Origin of the sequence: Paenibacillus sp. JNUCC32, from assembly GCF_014863545.1 — a bacterium.
GTDB classification, from domain to species: domain Bacteria; phylum Bacillota; class Bacilli; order Paenibacillales; family Paenibacillaceae; genus Paenibacillus_AQ; species Paenibacillus_AQ lautus_A.
Genome location: NZ_CP062260.1, coordinates 3,059,704 through 3,076,674 on the forward strand (window position 1 = coordinate 3,059,704; position 16,971 = coordinate 3,076,674).

Annotated in this window: 16 protein-coding genes; 4 read left to right on the top strand and 12 right to left on the bottom strand. The window is 52.9% G+C overall.

Features of this window, described 5'->3' with window-relative positions; genetic code table 11:
- Positions 1-161 precede the first annotated feature (161 nt).
- The 12 genes from hfq to JNUCC32_RS13675 all read right to left on the bottom strand — a co-directional run bounded on the left by hfq (position 162) and on the right by JNUCC32_RS13675 (position 14,607).
- Complete coding sequence (hfq, locus tag JNUCC32_RS13620) at positions 162-401, bottom strand: RNA chaperone Hfq (protein WP_009590863.1); 240 nt, start codon at positions 399-401, stop codon at positions 162-164.
- A 53-nt stretch (positions 402-454) separates the two neighbouring features.
- The gene (gene miaA / locus JNUCC32_RS13625; RefSeq protein WP_096773366.1) at positions 455-1,402 is read right to left on the bottom strand and encodes a tRNA (adenosine(37)-N6)-dimethylallyltransferase MiaA; all 948 of its coding nucleotides are present in this window, start codon (positions 1,400-1,402) and stop codon (positions 455-457) included.
- Positions 1,392-2,171, bottom strand: a complete 780-nt coding sequence (locus JNUCC32_RS13630) for a class I SAM-dependent methyltransferase (protein ID WP_015734657.1) — start codon at positions 2,169-2,171, stop codon at positions 1,392-1,394. The genes miaA and JNUCC32_RS13630 overlap by 11 nt, the downstream gene beginning before the upstream one ends.
- Positions 2,172-2,188: 17 nt before the next feature.
- Complete coding sequence (gene mutL / locus JNUCC32_RS13635) at positions 2,189-4,171, bottom strand: DNA mismatch repair endonuclease MutL (protein ID WP_192572410.1); 1,983 nt, start codon at positions 4,169-4,171, stop codon at positions 2,189-2,191.
- Positions 4,172-4,209: 38 nt separating this feature from the next.
- The gene (mutS, locus tag JNUCC32_RS13640) at positions 4,210-6,981 is read right to left on the bottom strand and encodes a DNA mismatch repair protein MutS (protein WP_192572411.1); all 2,772 of its coding nucleotides are present in this window, start codon (positions 6,979-6,981) and stop codon (positions 4,210-4,212) included.
- A 61-nt stretch (positions 6,982-7,042) separates the two neighbouring features.
- Positions 7,043-8,308: a putative amidoligase domain-containing protein gene (locus JNUCC32_RS13645; RefSeq protein ID WP_192572412.1), complete on the bottom strand. Its 1,266-nt coding sequence runs from the start codon at positions 8,306-8,308 to the stop codon at positions 7,043-7,045.
- A 106-nt stretch (positions 8,309-8,414) separates the two neighbouring features.
- Positions 8,415-8,975, bottom strand: a complete 561-nt coding sequence (locus JNUCC32_RS13650; RefSeq protein WP_015734653.1) for an outer spore coat protein CotE — start codon at positions 8,973-8,975, stop codon at positions 8,415-8,417.
- A gap of 128 nt (positions 8,976-9,103) precedes the next feature.
- A complete protein-coding gene (locus tag JNUCC32_RS13655; RefSeq protein ID WP_192572413.1) occupies positions 9,104-10,084 on the bottom strand; it encodes an aromatic acid exporter family protein in 981 nt (326 codons plus the stop codon).
- Between the two features lie 146 nt (positions 10,085-10,230).
- Positions 10,231-11,064 (bottom strand): ABC transporter permease, encoded by an 834-nt coding sequence (locus JNUCC32_RS13660; RefSeq protein WP_015734651.1) that lies wholly within the window; start codon positions 11,062-11,064, stop codon positions 10,231-10,233.
- A gap of 5 nt (positions 11,065-11,069) precedes the next feature.
- The gene (locus JNUCC32_RS13665; protein WP_192572414.1) at positions 11,070-11,843 is read right to left on the bottom strand and encodes an ABC transporter ATP-binding protein; all 774 of its coding nucleotides are present in this window, start codon (positions 11,841-11,843) and stop codon (positions 11,070-11,072) included.
- A gap of 40 nt (positions 11,844-11,883) precedes the next feature.
- Positions 11,884-12,888 (bottom strand): ABC transporter substrate-binding protein, encoded by a 1,005-nt coding sequence (locus JNUCC32_RS13670; protein ID WP_192572415.1) that lies wholly within the window; start codon positions 12,886-12,888, stop codon positions 11,884-11,886.
- A 198-nt stretch (positions 12,889-13,086) separates the two neighbouring features.
- Entirely contained in the window at positions 13,087-14,607 is a 1,521-nt protein-coding gene (locus JNUCC32_RS13675) for a carboxypeptidase M32 (RefSeq protein ID WP_192572416.1), read from the bottom strand.
- A 132-nt stretch (positions 14,608-14,739) separates the two neighbouring features.
- On the opposite strand from JNUCC32_RS13675, the gene JNUCC32_RS13680 reads away from it, so the two are divergent.
- From JNUCC32_RS13680 to JNUCC32_RS13695, 4 genes are all read left to right on the top strand, one after another.
- Complete coding sequence (locus JNUCC32_RS13680; RefSeq protein WP_192572417.1) at positions 14,740-15,069, top strand: iron-sulfur cluster biosynthesis family protein; 330 nt, start codon at positions 14,740-14,742, stop codon at positions 15,067-15,069.
- Between the two features lie 49 nt (positions 15,070-15,118).
- On the top strand, positions 15,119-15,688 hold the full coding sequence (locus JNUCC32_RS13685; protein ID WP_009591389.1) for a beta-class carbonic anhydrase: 570 nt from the start codon (positions 15,119-15,121) through the stop codon (positions 15,686-15,688).
- Positions 15,689-15,892: 204 nt separating this feature from the next.
- The gene (locus tag JNUCC32_RS13690) at positions 15,893-16,471 is read left to right on the top strand and encodes a PadR family transcriptional regulator (protein WP_015734646.1); all 579 of its coding nucleotides are present in this window, start codon (positions 15,893-15,895) and stop codon (positions 16,469-16,471) included.
- 55 nt (positions 16,472-16,526) lie between these two features.
- Complete coding sequence (locus JNUCC32_RS13695) at positions 16,527-16,970, top strand: membrane protein (RefSeq protein WP_015734645.1); 444 nt, start codon at positions 16,527-16,529, stop codon at positions 16,968-16,970.
- The last annotated feature ends 1 nt before the right edge of the window (position 16,971 follow it).

The following is a 16,971-nucleotide window of genomic DNA, read 5'->3' on the forward strand; positions in this document are numbered from 1 at the left end:
ATCAAACCTTCTGACTCTCGAGTGGTGCCTCGGAAAGAAAAGAACAACCTTCTCAGGTTGCTCTCTGCACTCCTTATAAGCTAAACGAATTATAAACCAAAAAGTTTCAAATTAATCAAAGGCGGTATGATTTTTTGCTCTCTATGAATCCATTCTAAAATCTATTGTTCGCTGTTGTTATCCTGCATCAGGGACACATTACGCTGCGGCATGAACGTGGAGATAGCATGCTTGTACACCATTTGCTGACGGCCGTCGCTGTCAATCACGATGGTAAAATTGTCAAAAGCTTTGATCGTTCCACGGATCTGAAAGCCGTTTGTAAGGTATACCGTGGCCGGAATGTTCTCTTTGCGCAGTTGGTTCAAGAACGTGTCTTGGATGTTAATGGACTTGTTCATTAGCCGTACCCCCAATGGTTCAATTAGATTGTTTTGAAAATATATTCAAGATTTCAGTGAAACTTTCCTGCTATTATAGCACGGATTTTTTGATAGTTAGCAGAAAAATTTCCCGAGTCGGTGACGTCTACCCACTCGATGTCCTTCATGTGGCGAAACCAAGATAGCTGCCGCTTAGCGAAACGGCGCGTATCGCGCTTAAGCAGCACGACGGCCTCCTCGTAGCTGAACTCCCCTTTAAGGTACGACACGATTTCCTTGTAACCCAGCCCTTGCATGGATACAAGCCCCGGAGCGAACCCTTTGTCCATGAGCGCCGCCACCTCATCAACAAGTCCTTGGCTCAGCATAAGGTCAATTCGCTCTTCAATACGGTTATATAGCATTTGCCTGTCCATTGTCAAACCGACCAAGCATAAGTCATAGGGAGACTGCTTGGTTTGAGGCGCCAGCTGGGCCGAAAGTGGGATGCCGGTCACATGAAATACTTCCAAAGCACGAACGACCCGGCGTAGGTCGTTAGGGTGAAGCCGCTCGGCAGTTTCAGGATCGGCTTCTGCCAATTTCTGATGGAGAGCCTCTGCTCCATGTTCATTGGCGAAGCGGAACTGCTCCTCCCGAAAAACTTCATCCGCTCCGGTCTCGCTGAACTGATAACCGTAGCATACCGACTCTACGTAAAGCCCGGTTCCGCCAACGATGAACGGAAGCTTCCCCCGTTCCGTGATCTCGGCGATCAACCGCTGGCATTGCTCTTGAAATTCGGCTACCGAGTACGGGTGATCAGGTTCGTGAATGTCAATGAGATGGTGGGGGACGCCTTCCATTTCCTCCTCGGAAATTTTGGCCGTGCCAATATCCATGCCCCGGTATACCTGCATCGAATCGCCGGATATAATCTCACATCCGAATTCCTTCGCAATTTCAATGCTCATTTTGGTTTTGCCTACCGCTGTCGGTCCGATGAGAACCAGCAGCTTCGGTTTGGTTTCATCTGTCAATGGAAATCACTCCGTACGTTATTTTGGATTTTCCCCGTTCAGGCAGTGCAAAGCCGAGCCGTTCGAATTCTCCGCTGGACCGCGCTTCCTTCATGACGACGGTTTTGCGCGCGACCCTGATCGCTTCCCTCACGCTTTCCGCATCCAAAGGCTCGCCGTTAGCATAATGCCTTAACGGGTTGATGGAAGCCGAGTCGGTGATCGGTTCGCGGAACATCGGGTCAAAATAGACAATGTCGACGCTTTGGTCCGGCAGCGATTTCAAATAATCCAGGTGATGGCTGTGCCTGACCTCGATTCGCCGCATCGCCTGATCGCTGGCTTCCAGATGGCTTTCATAGGTCCGTAGCCCCTCTTTCAGCAGCGCAAACAAAGGCAGCGAGCTTTCCAGGGCGGTGATCCGGCTGTTCGCCCCTCCCTTGCCCGAGAATACCAGGGAGTCGGCTCCAAGGCCCGCCGTGCAATCCAGCACGGAGTCCCCTTCCTCCATCCCCGATGCCTCCAGCATGGGATCGGGTTTTCCGTTCAGCACCCGCTTCAATCGGACAAAGCCCATGCTCGGGTGAAATTCCATGACAGAGCCGCCAGGTCCGCTCAAACGCACATGTCCGTTCAGTACCACCAGTACGTCGTCGTCCCCGAACCTGCGGGCTAATTTTCGCAATGAATGGCCGCCGCGCTGGACGTAACGGCAGCCGGTTTCCTGGGCTAAACGTTTGGCGCGCTCGACGATGTCCGGCGCTTCCGCTTCTCCAGTTGTAATGATCATGAAGGTCCTCCTTGCTGTTACATGACGCGCTTAAACATTTTCTCCAAATCGTATGCCGAGAACGAAACCACGATCGGTCGTCCGTGCGGACAGGTGTAAGGCTGCCGGCAGGCGCCCAAACGCTGGATCAACGTCATCGCCTCCTGCTCCGTCAGCTTCTGATTGGCTTTGATGGAAGCCTTGCACGAACACATGATCGATGAGGTTTCTCTCAGCTTGGCTATATCGATATTACGCTCATTCAGCACCCATTCGGCCATCTCTTCGATGATGGCCTTCTCTTCGCCTTTAGGGAACCAGAAGGGGTGCGAACGGACCAGGAAGGTATGGCCGCCAAAAAACTCCATATAAACGCCGACCTTCTCGAACCAATGCAGCCGTTCCTTTACCTTCTCCGATTCCGAGGGCGTGAATTCCAGCGTGATCGGCAGGAGCAGCTCCTGCGATGCGTCCGCCGGGTTGCCGAACTGCTCGTAGTAATACTCGTAGTTAATCCGCTCATGCGCGGCATGCTGATCGATCAGATACAGACCGGTATCATTCTGCGCAATGAGATAGGTGCCGTGATGCTGGCCGATAAGCGTTAGCTCCGGAAAAGGCGGAATTTCGGGAGCCGGCCCTGAAACGGCCTGCAGCCACTCCTTCGTCACGGCAGGGATTCCCGCACCTCCCCTGGCCTCATTGCGGTAATCGCTCCGATACGAAGACGAAGCGGCCGTCTCACGCATCTGCGAAGCTGCGGCTGTTTCTGCTGTTCCGTCCCCGTAAGAACGCTTGATACCGGTTGGAGACGGTGCAAGGGTCTGCTTATCAGGCCACGCTGCAGGCGGCGTTGGAAGCGGCGTGTTTCCTCCCGCGGATCGCTCGTCGCTGCCTGGGATCTCAAGATCCCGATCCTGCCCGCCGCGGGCCGCTCCGACATGGCCCTGCGCCTGTGGAAATGACAGCTGTTCCTGGATATAAGCATTGTCGCTTTTGCCGATATTCTGTTTGGCCGGACGCGGAATGAGGATTTCCTGCTGCAGCACCTTGCGGACCTCTTCCTCCACGAAAGCGAACAGCTCCTGCTCTTTGCTGAACCGCACCTCCAGCTTGGAAGGATGCACATTCACATCGATCAACGAAGGATGCATGGACAGCTGAATGACGACGAGCGGAAACCGGTTGATCGGCAGCAGCGTATGATAACCTCTCAATATCGCCTGCATTAAGCCGTAGTTCCGGATATACCGCCCGTTTATGATGAGCGACATGCCGTTCCGGTTGGCCCGGGTATAGTCCGGACGGCTGATATACCCGCTTAACGTATAGTCCATATTCTCGGCTGCGAACGGCAGCATGGCTTTGGCCGATTGGGTGCCGTATACGGCCGCTATGACCTGAAGGGCATCGCCGTTGCCCAGCGTCTGCAGCAGCGAGTTCCCGTTATGCCGGAGCGTAAAAGCGATATCCGGCCGGGAAAGCGCCAAACGGTACATATAATCGGATATATGCCCTAATTCGGTCTGGATCGTTTTCATATATTTCAGCCTTGCCGGCGTATTGTAAAACAATTCCTTCACGAGGAAATCCGTTCCTCTGGGTGCGGCCGTCTCTTCGTTCACGCGCAGATGGCCGCCTTCGATTTCGATCTTCCGTCCGCGGCCATCCTGGGCATTGGACGTAACCAGGCGCACCTTCGATACGGCTGCTATGGACGGCAGGGCTTCCCCCCGGAAACCAAGGCTGGTGATCTGAAACAGATCGCGGCCCTCGGCAATTTTGCTAGTCGCATGGCGATAAAAAGCCGTCTCGCAATCCTCCGGATCAATGCCCGCGCCGTTATCCGTTACGCGAATGCTGTCCAGTCCGCCCTCTTCGACCGAAACGTCGATCTTGGTGCTCCCGGCATCAATGGCGTTCTCGACCAGCTCCTTGACAACGGAGGCAGGCCGCTCCACCACCTCGCCGGCAGCAATCTGGTTTGCAATATGCTCGTCCAAAATCCGAATAATCCCCATTGTTCCTACCTCCGTTCCTTTTCATTCCCATGCAGACATCATATATCCTTCGCTTGAAGCTTCAGGTCATTCAGGAACTGCATCGCCTGAAGCGGCGTCATGTTCATGACGTCGGCACCTTTGACGGCATCTATGATGCTCTTAACAGCAGGATCGTGAACAGCTTCTTGCGGAGAAGAGTGCTGATCCTTGCCCATCTTGGCGTTCCGGGATTCAGGCACTTCCTCCTCGCCGAAAATGGAGAGCTGCACCACGCCGCCTTTCGGGTCTGCTCCGTTCAGGCTGCCGGCATACGGCATCGTCTCTTCACGGAATTCGTGCAAAGCTTCCGGACCGCTGCGTCTCACATCCGAAGAGGCATCGGACGCTGGCTCCTTCCGATGGACCGCGATCCCTTGCTCCGATGCCACTGCGGCCAGGGAAGCCATCTCCAGGCCCTGCAGCAGCCCATAAGCGCGATCAATGATACTGCCGGGCAAACCTGCCAGTCTGGCACAATAAATGCCATAGCTGCTGTCCGCCGCGCCAGGGATCAGCTTGCGGAGAAAATGCACCTTGTCGCCGCTTTCCTGAACCGCCATGGAATAATTCTTAAGCCCGCCAAGGCTCTCCTGAAGGTGAGCCAGCTCATGGAAATGGGTCGATACCAATGCCTTGCAGCCGATATGATCATGCACGTATTCAATCACGGCTTGCGCAATGGCCATGCCTTCACTCGTGGACGTACCGCGCCCAAGCTCATCAATGATGATCAGGCTGCGTGGCGTCGCTTTTTCCGTCATCACCTGGATATCCGCCATTTCCACCATGAAGGTGCTCTGACCGCCGATCAGGTCGTCGGCGGCGCCGATGCGAGTAAAGATCCGGTCGACCAGCGGGATAACCGCCCGCTCCGCCGGGACAAAGCAGCCCATCTGCGCCAAAATGGATAATAGAGCCACCTGGCGCATGTACGTGCTTTTGCCGGCCATATTCGGACCCGTTATGAGCAGGATCGAAGATCCGTCCTTGCGTAAATCCGTTCCGTTGGCGATAAACGACGAATCCTTCATGACGGCTTCCACCACCGGATGACGGCCGCCTTCAACGATATAATCATAGCCCTCGCTCAGCTCCGGCTTGACGAACCGGTACTCTGCGCTGACGGCAGCCAGCGACTGATAGACGTCAATCTCGGCGATGCGTTCGGCGAGTTTCTGCAGCCGGCTCACTTGGGTATTCAGCTTATCCCTCAGCTCGGTAAAGAGCGCATACTCCAGATCCACCATTTTCTCCTGGGCTTCCAGGATCAGTCCTTCTTTCTCCTTCAGTTCGGGCGTGACGTAACGCTCCGCGTTGGCCAGCGTCTGCTTGCGCTCATAGCGGCCTTCCGGCAGGGATGACAGATTGGATTTGGTGACCTCGATATAATAACCGAACACCTTGTTATAACCGATCTTCAAAGACTTGATCCCGGTAGCGGCACGTTCCTTGGCCTCCAGCTCGGCGATCCAGCGTTTGCCGCTGGTGCTCGCTTCCCGAAACTCATCCAGCCGTTCGTGGTACCCCGGCTTGATGATTCCTCCGTCGCGAACAGACACCGGCGGCTCATCCACAATCGCATTCTCGATCAGTTCGCACAGATCGTCGCAAACATCGGTATCCGCTGCCACGCGCCGCAGCGTCTCGGAAGGCGACTGGGCACACAGCTCCTTCAGGGAAGGAATTTGCCGCAATGACAGCTTGAGCGCATTCAAATCGCGTCCGTTCGCGCTGCCGAACGCGATCCGGCCGACCAGCCGCTCCAAATCGTAAATTTCTTTCAGCGCCATCCGCAAATCTTCGCGCAGTATGTACTGGTTATACAAATGCTCGACGGCCTCCAGCCGCTCCTCGATCCGGCTTCGGGACAGCAGCGGTTTATCGATTCTCCGCCGCAGGAGTCTGGCTCCCATGGAGGTTTCCGTACGATCCAGAAGCCATAGGAGCGAGCCTTTCTTCGAGCGTTCACGAACCGTCTCGACCAGCTCCAGATTCCGCCTGGTGAACGGATCCAGAACCATGTATTGTCCCGGCTCGTAGGAAGCGATTTGAGTCAGCTGCCCCAGCGACCGTTTCTGCGTCTCGCTTAAATACGAGATGAGCAGGGATACGCAGGCTCTTCTCTCCTCTTCGAGGCGGGCCCATGCCGCTTCTCCGAATTGGGTCCGAACCAATGCGTCTTCTCTTCGATCCCAGGCCGTATATACGATATTTCGGCTGCCCGGCAGCGCCTGCGATGAGATGATCCCAAGCAGCGATGCATCCCCGATAATTTCGGAAGGCTCATAAATGCCAATCTCGTCCCTCAGCCATTCCTCCGATGAAGGCACCGACGTCACATAGAGCTCGCCGGTGGACAAATCGCATGCGGATAAGGACATGAAGCCGCCCGCTTCCGTTACGCACACCATGTAATTGTTCGATTTGTCGTGAACGACCTTGCCGTCCATGATGGTCCCCGGCGTGACGACCCTGACGATTTCCCGCCGCACCATGCCTTTGGTGACCGAAGCATCCTCCATCTGTTCGCAGATGGCGACTTTGTACCCCTTTTCAATCAACCGTTGGATATAACCTTCAGCGGAATGATAAGGAACCCCGCACATCGGTATTTTCTCTGCACCGCCGCCTTCGCGGCCGGTCAGCGTAATCTCCAATTCCTTCGACGCAAGGATCGCGTCATCGAAAAACATTTCGTAAAAATCGCCCAAGCGGAAAAAAAGAAACGCATCGCGCGCTTGTTCTTTGACTTTCAAATATTGTTCAATCATCGGCGTATATTTAGCCATGACGTACCTCCATTACCTTTCTAGCTTGACCTCCATTATAACAGAAATTGACCGCAAGGCATCACGGCTTGGTTGGAATATTCCACAGCGGCCGGATATCCCTGCTCTCATCCCAGGTTCGCCCCCTCTCCATGTGCGCTACAGCCCGTTCGATTTCACGGGCGAAATCCGGGTACTCCGGCAGTGCCGACAGATCCCTGTGCCAGCCTGCAATACACTCTTTGAGCACGGATTTATCGCCTTCGTAATAGGCACGGTGATACCGTTCGGTGTTTAACGGCCTCCCCGGCAGGCGATCGCTGTAGCGGGCAGCCAGGTAAGCAACGCCAAGCGACACCTTCGCGACGAGCGGCGAGACGAGAAAACTGGGCAGCGTACGGTATTCAAACCCGCCGTAAGGCTGCCTGCGGAAATCCCCAAGGAAACCGTAACGGGGCCTCCGCAGACGCCCGTTGGGGTCTTCGAGAAGCGCCAGCGGCAGAGCCACATAATTATCCAGGGTCTGAAGAAGAGACAGGGACAGCGGCACGCCGCTGAAGTGAATATGGCCTCCCAGCGGAAAATCGCCATAAGGCAGGGCGCCTGCCTTCCATGCCAGTGAACGATCCTGAATCAGGAGATGAGCTTCGCGCAGAGCTTTTTGCATTTCAAGCAGCAATTCCTTCGGATTCGCCTTAGGCGACGGCCTGAGCTCGGCAATAGGATAAATCACCTCGCCCCGTAAACGAACGGCATCGCTTCCGACCGTCCCGCCGCGTTCCATAAATTCGGATGCAAACACGATGTCTCCGTTATCCTTCATCAGGACAAACTCCGGATCCATGCCCATGAGTAACGATGAAACAAGAGAAGAATCGCCTTCTTCGTTGTTAGCAGGGTACCCTTCCGTCCGCCGTGACCGCTGACCCTTGGCACTCATTACGGCTTTGCTGCGGTCAGCTGGCATGCGGACATCCTCCACTACGTATCTTCGACCGGGGAGGGCCGTAATGATGACCTCCCCTTCATCGACGCCCAGCGTGTACAGCGACCGCAGGGCCGCTTTCTCCAATCTTCGATGCAGGCCATCTTCATATCTTCCGCTCTCGGGATCGGGCATGAACACCGCTTCGCTGCCGCCCATCTGATGTTGGCGGATCTTGGCTGCAGCCAGCCGGTCGACATGCACCGCGTACCTGGCGGCGTAACGTTTCTCCTCGACTGAACCCGAATTCAATCCACACGGAATCCCGGATCGGATCAACCGTGCTTGCGCCATGAGCAAAGCAGATCCATGAAGCGACACATATTTTTTTTCGACCGCCGGTCGTACGATCATTCTAGCCATCCCCATTCCCCCTGCAAATAAAAATAAAAAAGAGGGCATCCGCCCTCCGCAAAGCTGCCCTCGCTGCATATGCTAAGATTATAATCATTCCTACAGGAGGGTTAACTTACAGTTCATCCTCCAGACCTTCGTAATCTTCGTAATCATCGACGTCGTCTCCCAGGACGTAGTCGAATTCTTTGTCTTCGTAGTCGCCGTGAGGGTAGCTGCATACTTTGACAACGACCTTCGTTTCGGCTACCAGTTCCACCGCATACTCTCTCTCTACCCGCAGAATGACGCTCGTGCCATTCGAGGATACGCTGGCCTCGACGCAGCTCGGCTCCTGCGTCGCTTCAGCCGAAACCTCCACCGTGGATGCACGATGCTTCGGATCCAGATAGGATAGAGGCACGCGTTCTACATACGATACCGTTTCTTTCGCCACATCGGTCTGCGAATTTTTGTCATAGGAATACCAGATGTTTACATCGTAAGTACCAATAACTTCAATTCCGTCTCCGGCGGCAACCGCCTCGTACTGATGGTTTATAATCCAAGCCCCCAAAATACTGGTCGGATTATTAGGCGGAGTCACGGTATGTGTTACGGTAGAGAACTTACGACCCTTGCCGCAGATCGCCTTCGTGATGATTTCTCTACATTGGTGTTTATGACTCAATGACATCTTCGAACCTCCTCCATACAATCATTCCATACATGTGTATGCAAGACATGGGCGAATGTTGAATGAAGTGGTCCAAATAAATTCATATGATGCTAAAAATATCAGATTTATTTTTGAAAATCGCTAAGCTATACGGCCGAATCCGCGCGCTTCTGCGGTTTTTTCGCCGTGGGCGCTTTATACTTTTTCGAGATATTCAAATAGTATTCCAGCTCGTGGCAGAGCTGCAATATCGCAGAACGGACCTCGAATTCCTCGCGGGTCGTCGGGAGCTCCATCTCCTTGAACCTGTCCTCCAGCTCAATCAGCAGACCTTCGGACTTCCCCGTATAGCCTTCGGCAACGACATCCTGGCTTAACTGATCGAAAATTTCAGCCGTCAGCACGCCGTGCGGAAGCCGCTCGTACACCTGGGAGATCTGATGCATCATGCTCTGGATATTCTCCATCTGTTCCTTACGCATATAAAAATAGATGTTCCAGGAGCCGTCCGGATGAATCATCTGGTTCTCCGAAGCCCGCTTTGCTTCCTCTATCCCTTTTTCGATCTGCCGATTGGCCTCGATCAGCTCTTTTCCGTCCCATATATGTTCGGGGTTTCGAAGCGTCAGCGAGAAATGATGGAAAATGACGGAGAAAAGCCCGTCCACCTTGCGGCGGATCTCCATCATCGCCCCCTCGCTGTTCGGCATATAAACCAGATTCACGAGCATAGCCGACCCGAGGCCGATAATCAGGAGTTCGATTTGCGTGAGCAATATGCCGAGTCCGATCTCTTCCCCCTGAAACACCCGAAACACCACAACCGAACTGGTCACGATGCCTTCCTTGAAATTAGCCCTCGATATCGCGGGAAATGCAAGCAATATGTACAAGGCCAGCACCCAGTAATGAAAACCGAGAAAATAAAATAAAATGCACGCCAGTACAAGTCCCAGCAATGACGCAAAAAATCGGGACGATATGGAGCGCACGCTCCGTTTGCGCGTAACGTCAACGCCGAGTATAGCAAGAAGACCGGCGGACGTAGCCCCCGGTATGTTCAAAGCATCTGTAATTAAAATGGCAAGCAGGCTGGCCGCTGCTGTTTTGATGACACGAAATCCCATGTGATGAAGAGCCTCCAGGCGAGTTGTTGATGGCTATATCTGCTTCTTTATCATGTTAGCCGCATATACGCATATATAAGGTATCTTCATCCTAGCTTATTTTTATGCCGTTAACAACCATGCCTGACGCCGCAGGTGATGCCTGCTTAGCGGTGGGTCAACAATTTCCTTTCTATATATACCACGATCTGATACATGGCCGTTGCTACAACGGCAATAATGAGCAGACTCGATAACACGAGCGTGAAGTTGAATACCTGAAAACCGTACATAATCAAGTAACCGAGACCCGATTTGGCAACCAAAAATTCGCCGACGATGACGCCGACCCATGCCATGCCCACGTTAACCTTGAGGGTCGATACGATCGCGGGATAGGAAGCCGGCAAGATGACCCGTTGAAATACCTGGCGCTTGGTTCCGCCGAACGTGCGGACGACCTTGATCAGATTGGAATCCACCTCGTTAAAGCTATTGTATACGACGAGCGTGGTCACAATGACCGTAATGGATAGCGTAGTGACAACTATGGCAGTAAAGCCGGCGCCGAACATCACGATGAATATGGGACCCAGCGCCACTTTCGGCATGCTGTTGAACACGACCATATAAGGATCCAGCACTTTATTGAGAAACGGGGACCACCAGATCAATACGGCCATCAGCGTGCCAACGAGCGTGCCGAGCAGGAATCCAACAACCGTCTCCCCTACCGTGACCCCCAGGTGTCCCCATAACTCGCCGCTGATCATGTTATCCCATATGTTCGCGAAGATTTTGGTGGGGTAGCTGAACAGCAGCACGTCGATCCATTTGAATCTGCCCGCCGCTTCCCACCAGATAAAGAACAGCAGCAGCAGGCTGAGCTGGACGGTCAGTACCCGGTTTTGCATGCTTTTCTTTCGCTTCATGTGGTTTGCATAGATATTCTGGAGCCAGCCCTTCGAAGAAGAAGCTGACGGCTCATCCCTTGATGTCATAGGCTTCACTCCTTCCCGATCGTTTGCATTTCGCCCCAGATTTCATGAAACAATTCATTGAACCCCGGCTCCTTGCGAGCAAAAAAAGGTTGCGCCCGGCGGATGTTGTCGGGGATATCAAACAAACGATGAACCCGCCCGGGATTACGGTTCAAGAGAATGACCCGGTCGCTCATCGCAATCGCTTCGGATAAATCATGAGTGACCAGGATGGCCGTCTTCCCCCGCTCCTTCAAGGTTTCCACGATCAAATCCTCAAGCTGCAGCTTCGTCTGGTAGTCCAGCGCGGAGAAAGGTTCATCCAGCAGCAGCAGTCCCGGATCCGTAGCTAAGGTCCTGACGAGCGCTACCCGCTGCCTCATCCCGCCCGACAGCTGCGTCGGATACAGATTACCGCTCTCCCCGAGCCCCATCTCCCTGAGCAGATTCCCTACGACGCTTCGGCTTTGCGGATTCAGCCTCTCCGTCAATTCCAATCCGATCAAGGCATTATCCATGATGGTGCGCCAAGGAAATAAATAGTCCTGCTGCAGCATGTACCCGACTTCCGGCGACGGTCCGCTTACCGGTTTGCCGTTTACGTAAGCAGCCCCTTTGGAGGGGGCAAGCAGGCCGGCAATGACGGACAAGATGGTCGTTTTCCCGCAGCCGCTAGGCCCTACCAGACTGATGAACTCCCCCGGCTCCACCTTCAAATGAATTCCTTCCACAGCCAGAGAGGCTTCCCGATCGGTAACATATACATGAGCGATATCATTCAATTCAACTACCGGTACCATGGTGCTCTCTCCTTTCGTTCTATGGATCAGGAGTACGTGATTATTTAGCTTGCTTGGCTTTTTCGGCAAAGCTGTTGTTGACGATGGCATCCGGCGCTACCCGTTCCTTCAATTCCCCGGCTTGCTCCATCACGTCCAGCAGATTGTTCCACTCGGCCTCATCCACGATCGGATCGCTGGCATAACTGCCCTGCTCTTTGTAGCGCTTGACCGAGGACACCACGATATCGCGGTCGCTGTCTTTAAAATAAGGCAGGATCGCATCCGCGATATCTTCGGGGCTGCTCGCATCCACCCATTGCTGTGCCTTATACAGGGCGTTCGTAAACTTCTGCACCGTGGCATCGTTTTTGTTGATATAGCTTTGCTTTGTCATAAACACGGTGTACGGCAGATGCCCGCTTTCTACGCCAAAGGAAGCCACCACCTTGCCACGGCCTTCTTTTTCAAATATGGAGGCCTGCGGCTCAAAGAGCTGGACAAACTCCCCCGTACCAGAAGCATACGCCGAAGCGATGTTCGCAAAATCGATGTTCTGAATCAGCTCCAGGTCCGCATGCGGATCGATTCCTTTGTTACGGAGCGTAAACTCGCCTGCCATCTGCGGCATGCCGCCCTTACGCTGACCGAGAAATACTTTGCCCTTCAGGTTGTTCCAGTCAAAATCACCCGATCCATCCCTGGCCATCAGAAACGTGCCGTCCGTCTGCGTCACTTGCCCGAAATTAATGACCGGGTCTTCAGACCCCTGTTGGTACACGTAAATCGAAGTTTCCGAGCCGACAAGCGCCACGTCGATGGCTCCGGACAGCAGAGCCGTCATCGTTTTGTCTCCGCCCGGGGTCGTCTGCAGCTCGACATCCAGCCCCTCTTCCTTGAAAAATCCTTTCTCCAATGCGACATACTGCGGCGCATAGAAGATCGAACGCGTCACTTCGCCGATCTTGACCTTCGTGGCCGATCCGCCGCCCCCGCACCCGGCAAGCGCAACTCCGCAGACCAGAAGCAAGCATAAAGCCAGCCCCCACCATTTTTGACGCTTCATTCGATAACCCTCCATTCCCATAGACCCAATGTTTCTTTTCAGCATATGCAAGCGTCAGCCCAAAGGTTAAACGCCTGGTTAGAGCATGCCGGCAAATTTGGATTGGCTCCACTTACGCAGGGAACGAATAAAAAGGACCCGGTTTCAAAACTCTTCCGAATAAAAAAAGCGCAGCCCCTCGGGCTGCGCTTCTCGTGATTATGACAGTTTGTAGATCTCTTTATATTTCTCTTCGAGATAATCGGCCAGATAATCCGGATTCAGTTCTTCACCGGTGACGCGTTCGATGATCTCGGACGGCTTCTCGCTCTTTCCGTATTTGTATACCTTGTCCGTCAGCCACTCCTTGATCGGAGCCAGGTTCCCGGCTTCGATGAGCTGGTCCAGATTCGGCAGCTCTTTGCGCATGGTGTGCAGCATCTGGGCCGCATACATGTTGCCAAGGGAGTACGAGGCGAAATACCCGAAATCCCCGCCGGACCAGTGAACGTCCTGAAGCACGCCCATCCCATCGTTCGGCGGCATAATGCCGAGGTATTCTTTATACTTCGCGTTCCAGGTCTCCGGAAGATCCTGCACCGCCAAACCTTCGTTAAAGAGTTTCTTCTCGATCTCATAACGAATGATGATGTGCAGGTTATAAGTAAGCTCATCTGCCTCAATTCGAATCAGAGAGTTCTCCACCTTGTTCGCGGCCAGGTAGAAGTCCTCTACGTCCACGTCCTTCAACTGTTCCGGGAAGTGCTGCTGCAAATCCGCGAAATAGCGGCGCCAGAACGGACGGCTGCGGCCGATCATATTTTCCCACAAACGGGATTGGGATTCATGGATGCCCATGGAGGTACCGCCGGAGAGCGGTGTCCCCGCGAGCTCCTTGTCGATATTCTGCTCGTAAAGGGCATGGCCTCCCTCGTGCAGGGAACTGAATACCGCGCTCAGCACATCGTCCGGCAGATACATGGTCGTAATCCGCACGTCTCCCGGGTTCAAGCCCGTGGCAAATGGATGCACGCTCTCGTCCAAGCGTCCCGCTTCAAAGTCGTAGCCCATCTGCTCCAGCAGGAACAAGCTGAATTTCTCCTGCTGTTCCTTCGGAAACAGCTGTTTCAGGAAGCCCGTTTCCGGCTTGAAGGGCGATTCCTGGATCGCATGGACCAGCGGCACCAGACGCGCTTTCAAGCGGTCAAAGATGGCATCCACCTTTTCCACCGTTAAATCCGGCTCATACATGTCGAGGAGCGTGTCGTATCGGGTGTCCTTCACGCCCCAATACTCGATAAACTCCTGCTTGAATGCTACAATCTTCGTTAAGTAAGGCTCGAAGCCTTCGAAATCGCTGTTCTTTTTTGCTTCCTCCCACTTCGTCTCCGATTGGGCGGCGAGAATGGAATATTCCTGGAAGCGCTCAGGCGGGATGGACTTGCTCTGGTCGTATACCTTGCGCACCTCCTCGATCATGCGGCGTTTGCGATCATCCAACTGCTCAGCCTGTTCCGGCTTGGCAAAGAAAGACAACAGCTCTCCCATCTCTTCCGATATTTGCAGTTTAAATGCCTCTGTGGAGAGAACCCCGATCGTTTCCGAGCGGATTTCGGTTCCTTTGCGCGGAGCGCCTGTCCGTAAATCCCAATGAAGTAGGCCAATAGCTTCGTAGTAACTCATGATTTTGCGAACCAATCGTTCAAATTGTTCCCATTGCTGTAAATGTTGTACTGCCATACCAGCACACCTTCTTTTTTTTTTTATAATAGGATTCTTGTTTACTCTATTGATGATACTTTTTACAAGGTATATAATCAACTTCCAGAAAGAATAAATAACAATCTACATATAAAGGAGTGTCAGGAAGCCGTGATTATTCAACTCACCCCGCAAGCCGAGCTGAAGCTGAAGGACAAACTCGGGGGCAAGCCGGGCGCAATCAGGCTGATCTATGACACGGAGGGATGCGGATGTGCCGTTAACGGCGTCCCAGGCCTGCGTATTGTAGATGAGCCAACGCCGGATGATCTTGCTGTCGAAACGGAAAGCCCGGTAACTGTTATTGTGAACCGCAAGCAGGCTGTTTTTTTTGAAGAGAAGATGAAACTCGATGCCGATCCGGCCGCCTACGCCTTCCGACTGGACAGCAGCGGACAGCATTATGGCACCAATATCCAGGTAGTGGATACCAGAGCGTGAGCAACAGCATTCTAAATGAATAATAGATACAAAAGGAGAGAAAAAATCGATGGAAAAACACCTTAACAGCATACTTGAACACAACCGCAGCTTTGTAGAGAATAAAGAATACGAATCCTATCTGACAGGGCGTTTTCCTGAGAAGAAACTCGTGATTATCACCTGTATGGATACGCGCTTGGTCGAACTTCTGCCAAAAGCGATGAATTTCAAGAATGGCGATGTCAAAATCATCAAAAACGCCGGCGCAATCATTTCCCAGCCTTTCGGGAGCGTGATGCGGAGCGTCATGGTTGCGCTGTACGAGCTTCACGCGGAAGAAGTCATCGTTGTGGGCCACTATGAATGCGGCATGGCATCCCTGAACGCAGAGGATATGATCCAGCACATGAGAGACCGCGGCATTTCCGATGAAGTGCTGTCCACGCTGGAAAACTCCGGCATCCGGTTATCCAAATGGCTTCGCGGATTCGATAACATTACGGACGGCGTAAAAAATACGGTCAGCCTGATTAAAAACCACCCGCTCCTTCCTCCAAACGTGCCCGTCCATGGCATGGTCATCGACCCCAACACCGGTGCGCTTGATCTCGTCGTGGAAGGATACGAGAACGAATAAAGCAACCAAAGTCAAATGGAAGCACAAACGCGTACGCGTTTGTGCTTTTTTAGTCACAATTTTGCCAAAAGCAGAGAGAAAGCCCCCTCCCCCGGTTGTCAAACCATACAGTTTCAGTGTACACTTTTTATCAACCGGACCGATAGGCGGATTATCATTCCTGCCTTGGCGTCCACGATATGCGTTTCAAAGGGAGTTATGTCCATGAATACGTTGTCATACGGCTTGTTAGGATTACTAGCAAGAAGAGAATCATCAGGATACGATTTGATGCTTCGCATACAGCCTTTTTGGCAAGCCAAACACAGTCAAATCTATCCACTGCTGTCCAGCATGGAGGAGAAACAGCTGTTGTCCTCGCACTGGGTTCAGCAAAGCGATAAACCGGACAAAAAAATTTATGCGATTACAGAAAAAGGCATGCAGAAGCTGCGTGAATGGATGTACCAACCGATTGCGCCTGCAGTCACCAAGGATGAGCTTTCTCTTCGAACCTTTTGCCTGTGGTTGACGGAGATCGGCATCGCCGTCGATATTTTCGAAGACCGCAGAATCGGGTATCTGGAGAAAAAGCGTTACTACGAGCAGATTTTAGCGGGGATTCCGGAGGACACCCGCGAGATCGGAAGCAAGGCATTCAGCAATTATGTGCTCGCTACCAAAGGACTGATGATGGCTGAAACCGAGCTGAAATGGTGCGATTGGGTACTGGAATTATTGAGACAGCAGCAGCGCGCTACAGCCTCGAACCATGGCCGCACAAATTTTGAAACCTTATCGTGACTCGTCCGTATTACTCTTTATACTCTAAATTAACTGGGAGGTTCGACAGAACACGATGAAAAAAGTATTGACGATTCTAGTAGCGATTACACTGTTCTTTGTAGCGCTGACACCTGATTCCGCAGATGCCAGAAGAGGTGGCGGAGGTTTCAAATCCGGAACCAAGTCATACAACAGCACTCCGAAAAAGAATGATACCAATAATGTGCAACAAACGAACAACCGTTCCAATACAGGGGCAGCCGCTAACACGAAAAAACCAGGATTTTTTAGCGGTGGCAGCTTGATGAAAGGACTTATGATCGGTGGTCTGGCCGGATTGCTCTTCGGCAGCATGTTCGCCGGCATGGGCTTCATGGGCGAAATTATGGGATTGCTCATTAACCTGATCGCAATCTGGGCTTTGATTATGATCGTTATGGCTGTTGTACGTGCCGTGAAGAATCGTCGTAAACAAAACGAGCCTCGCGACAACAACAATCACAATAACCGGTACTAAT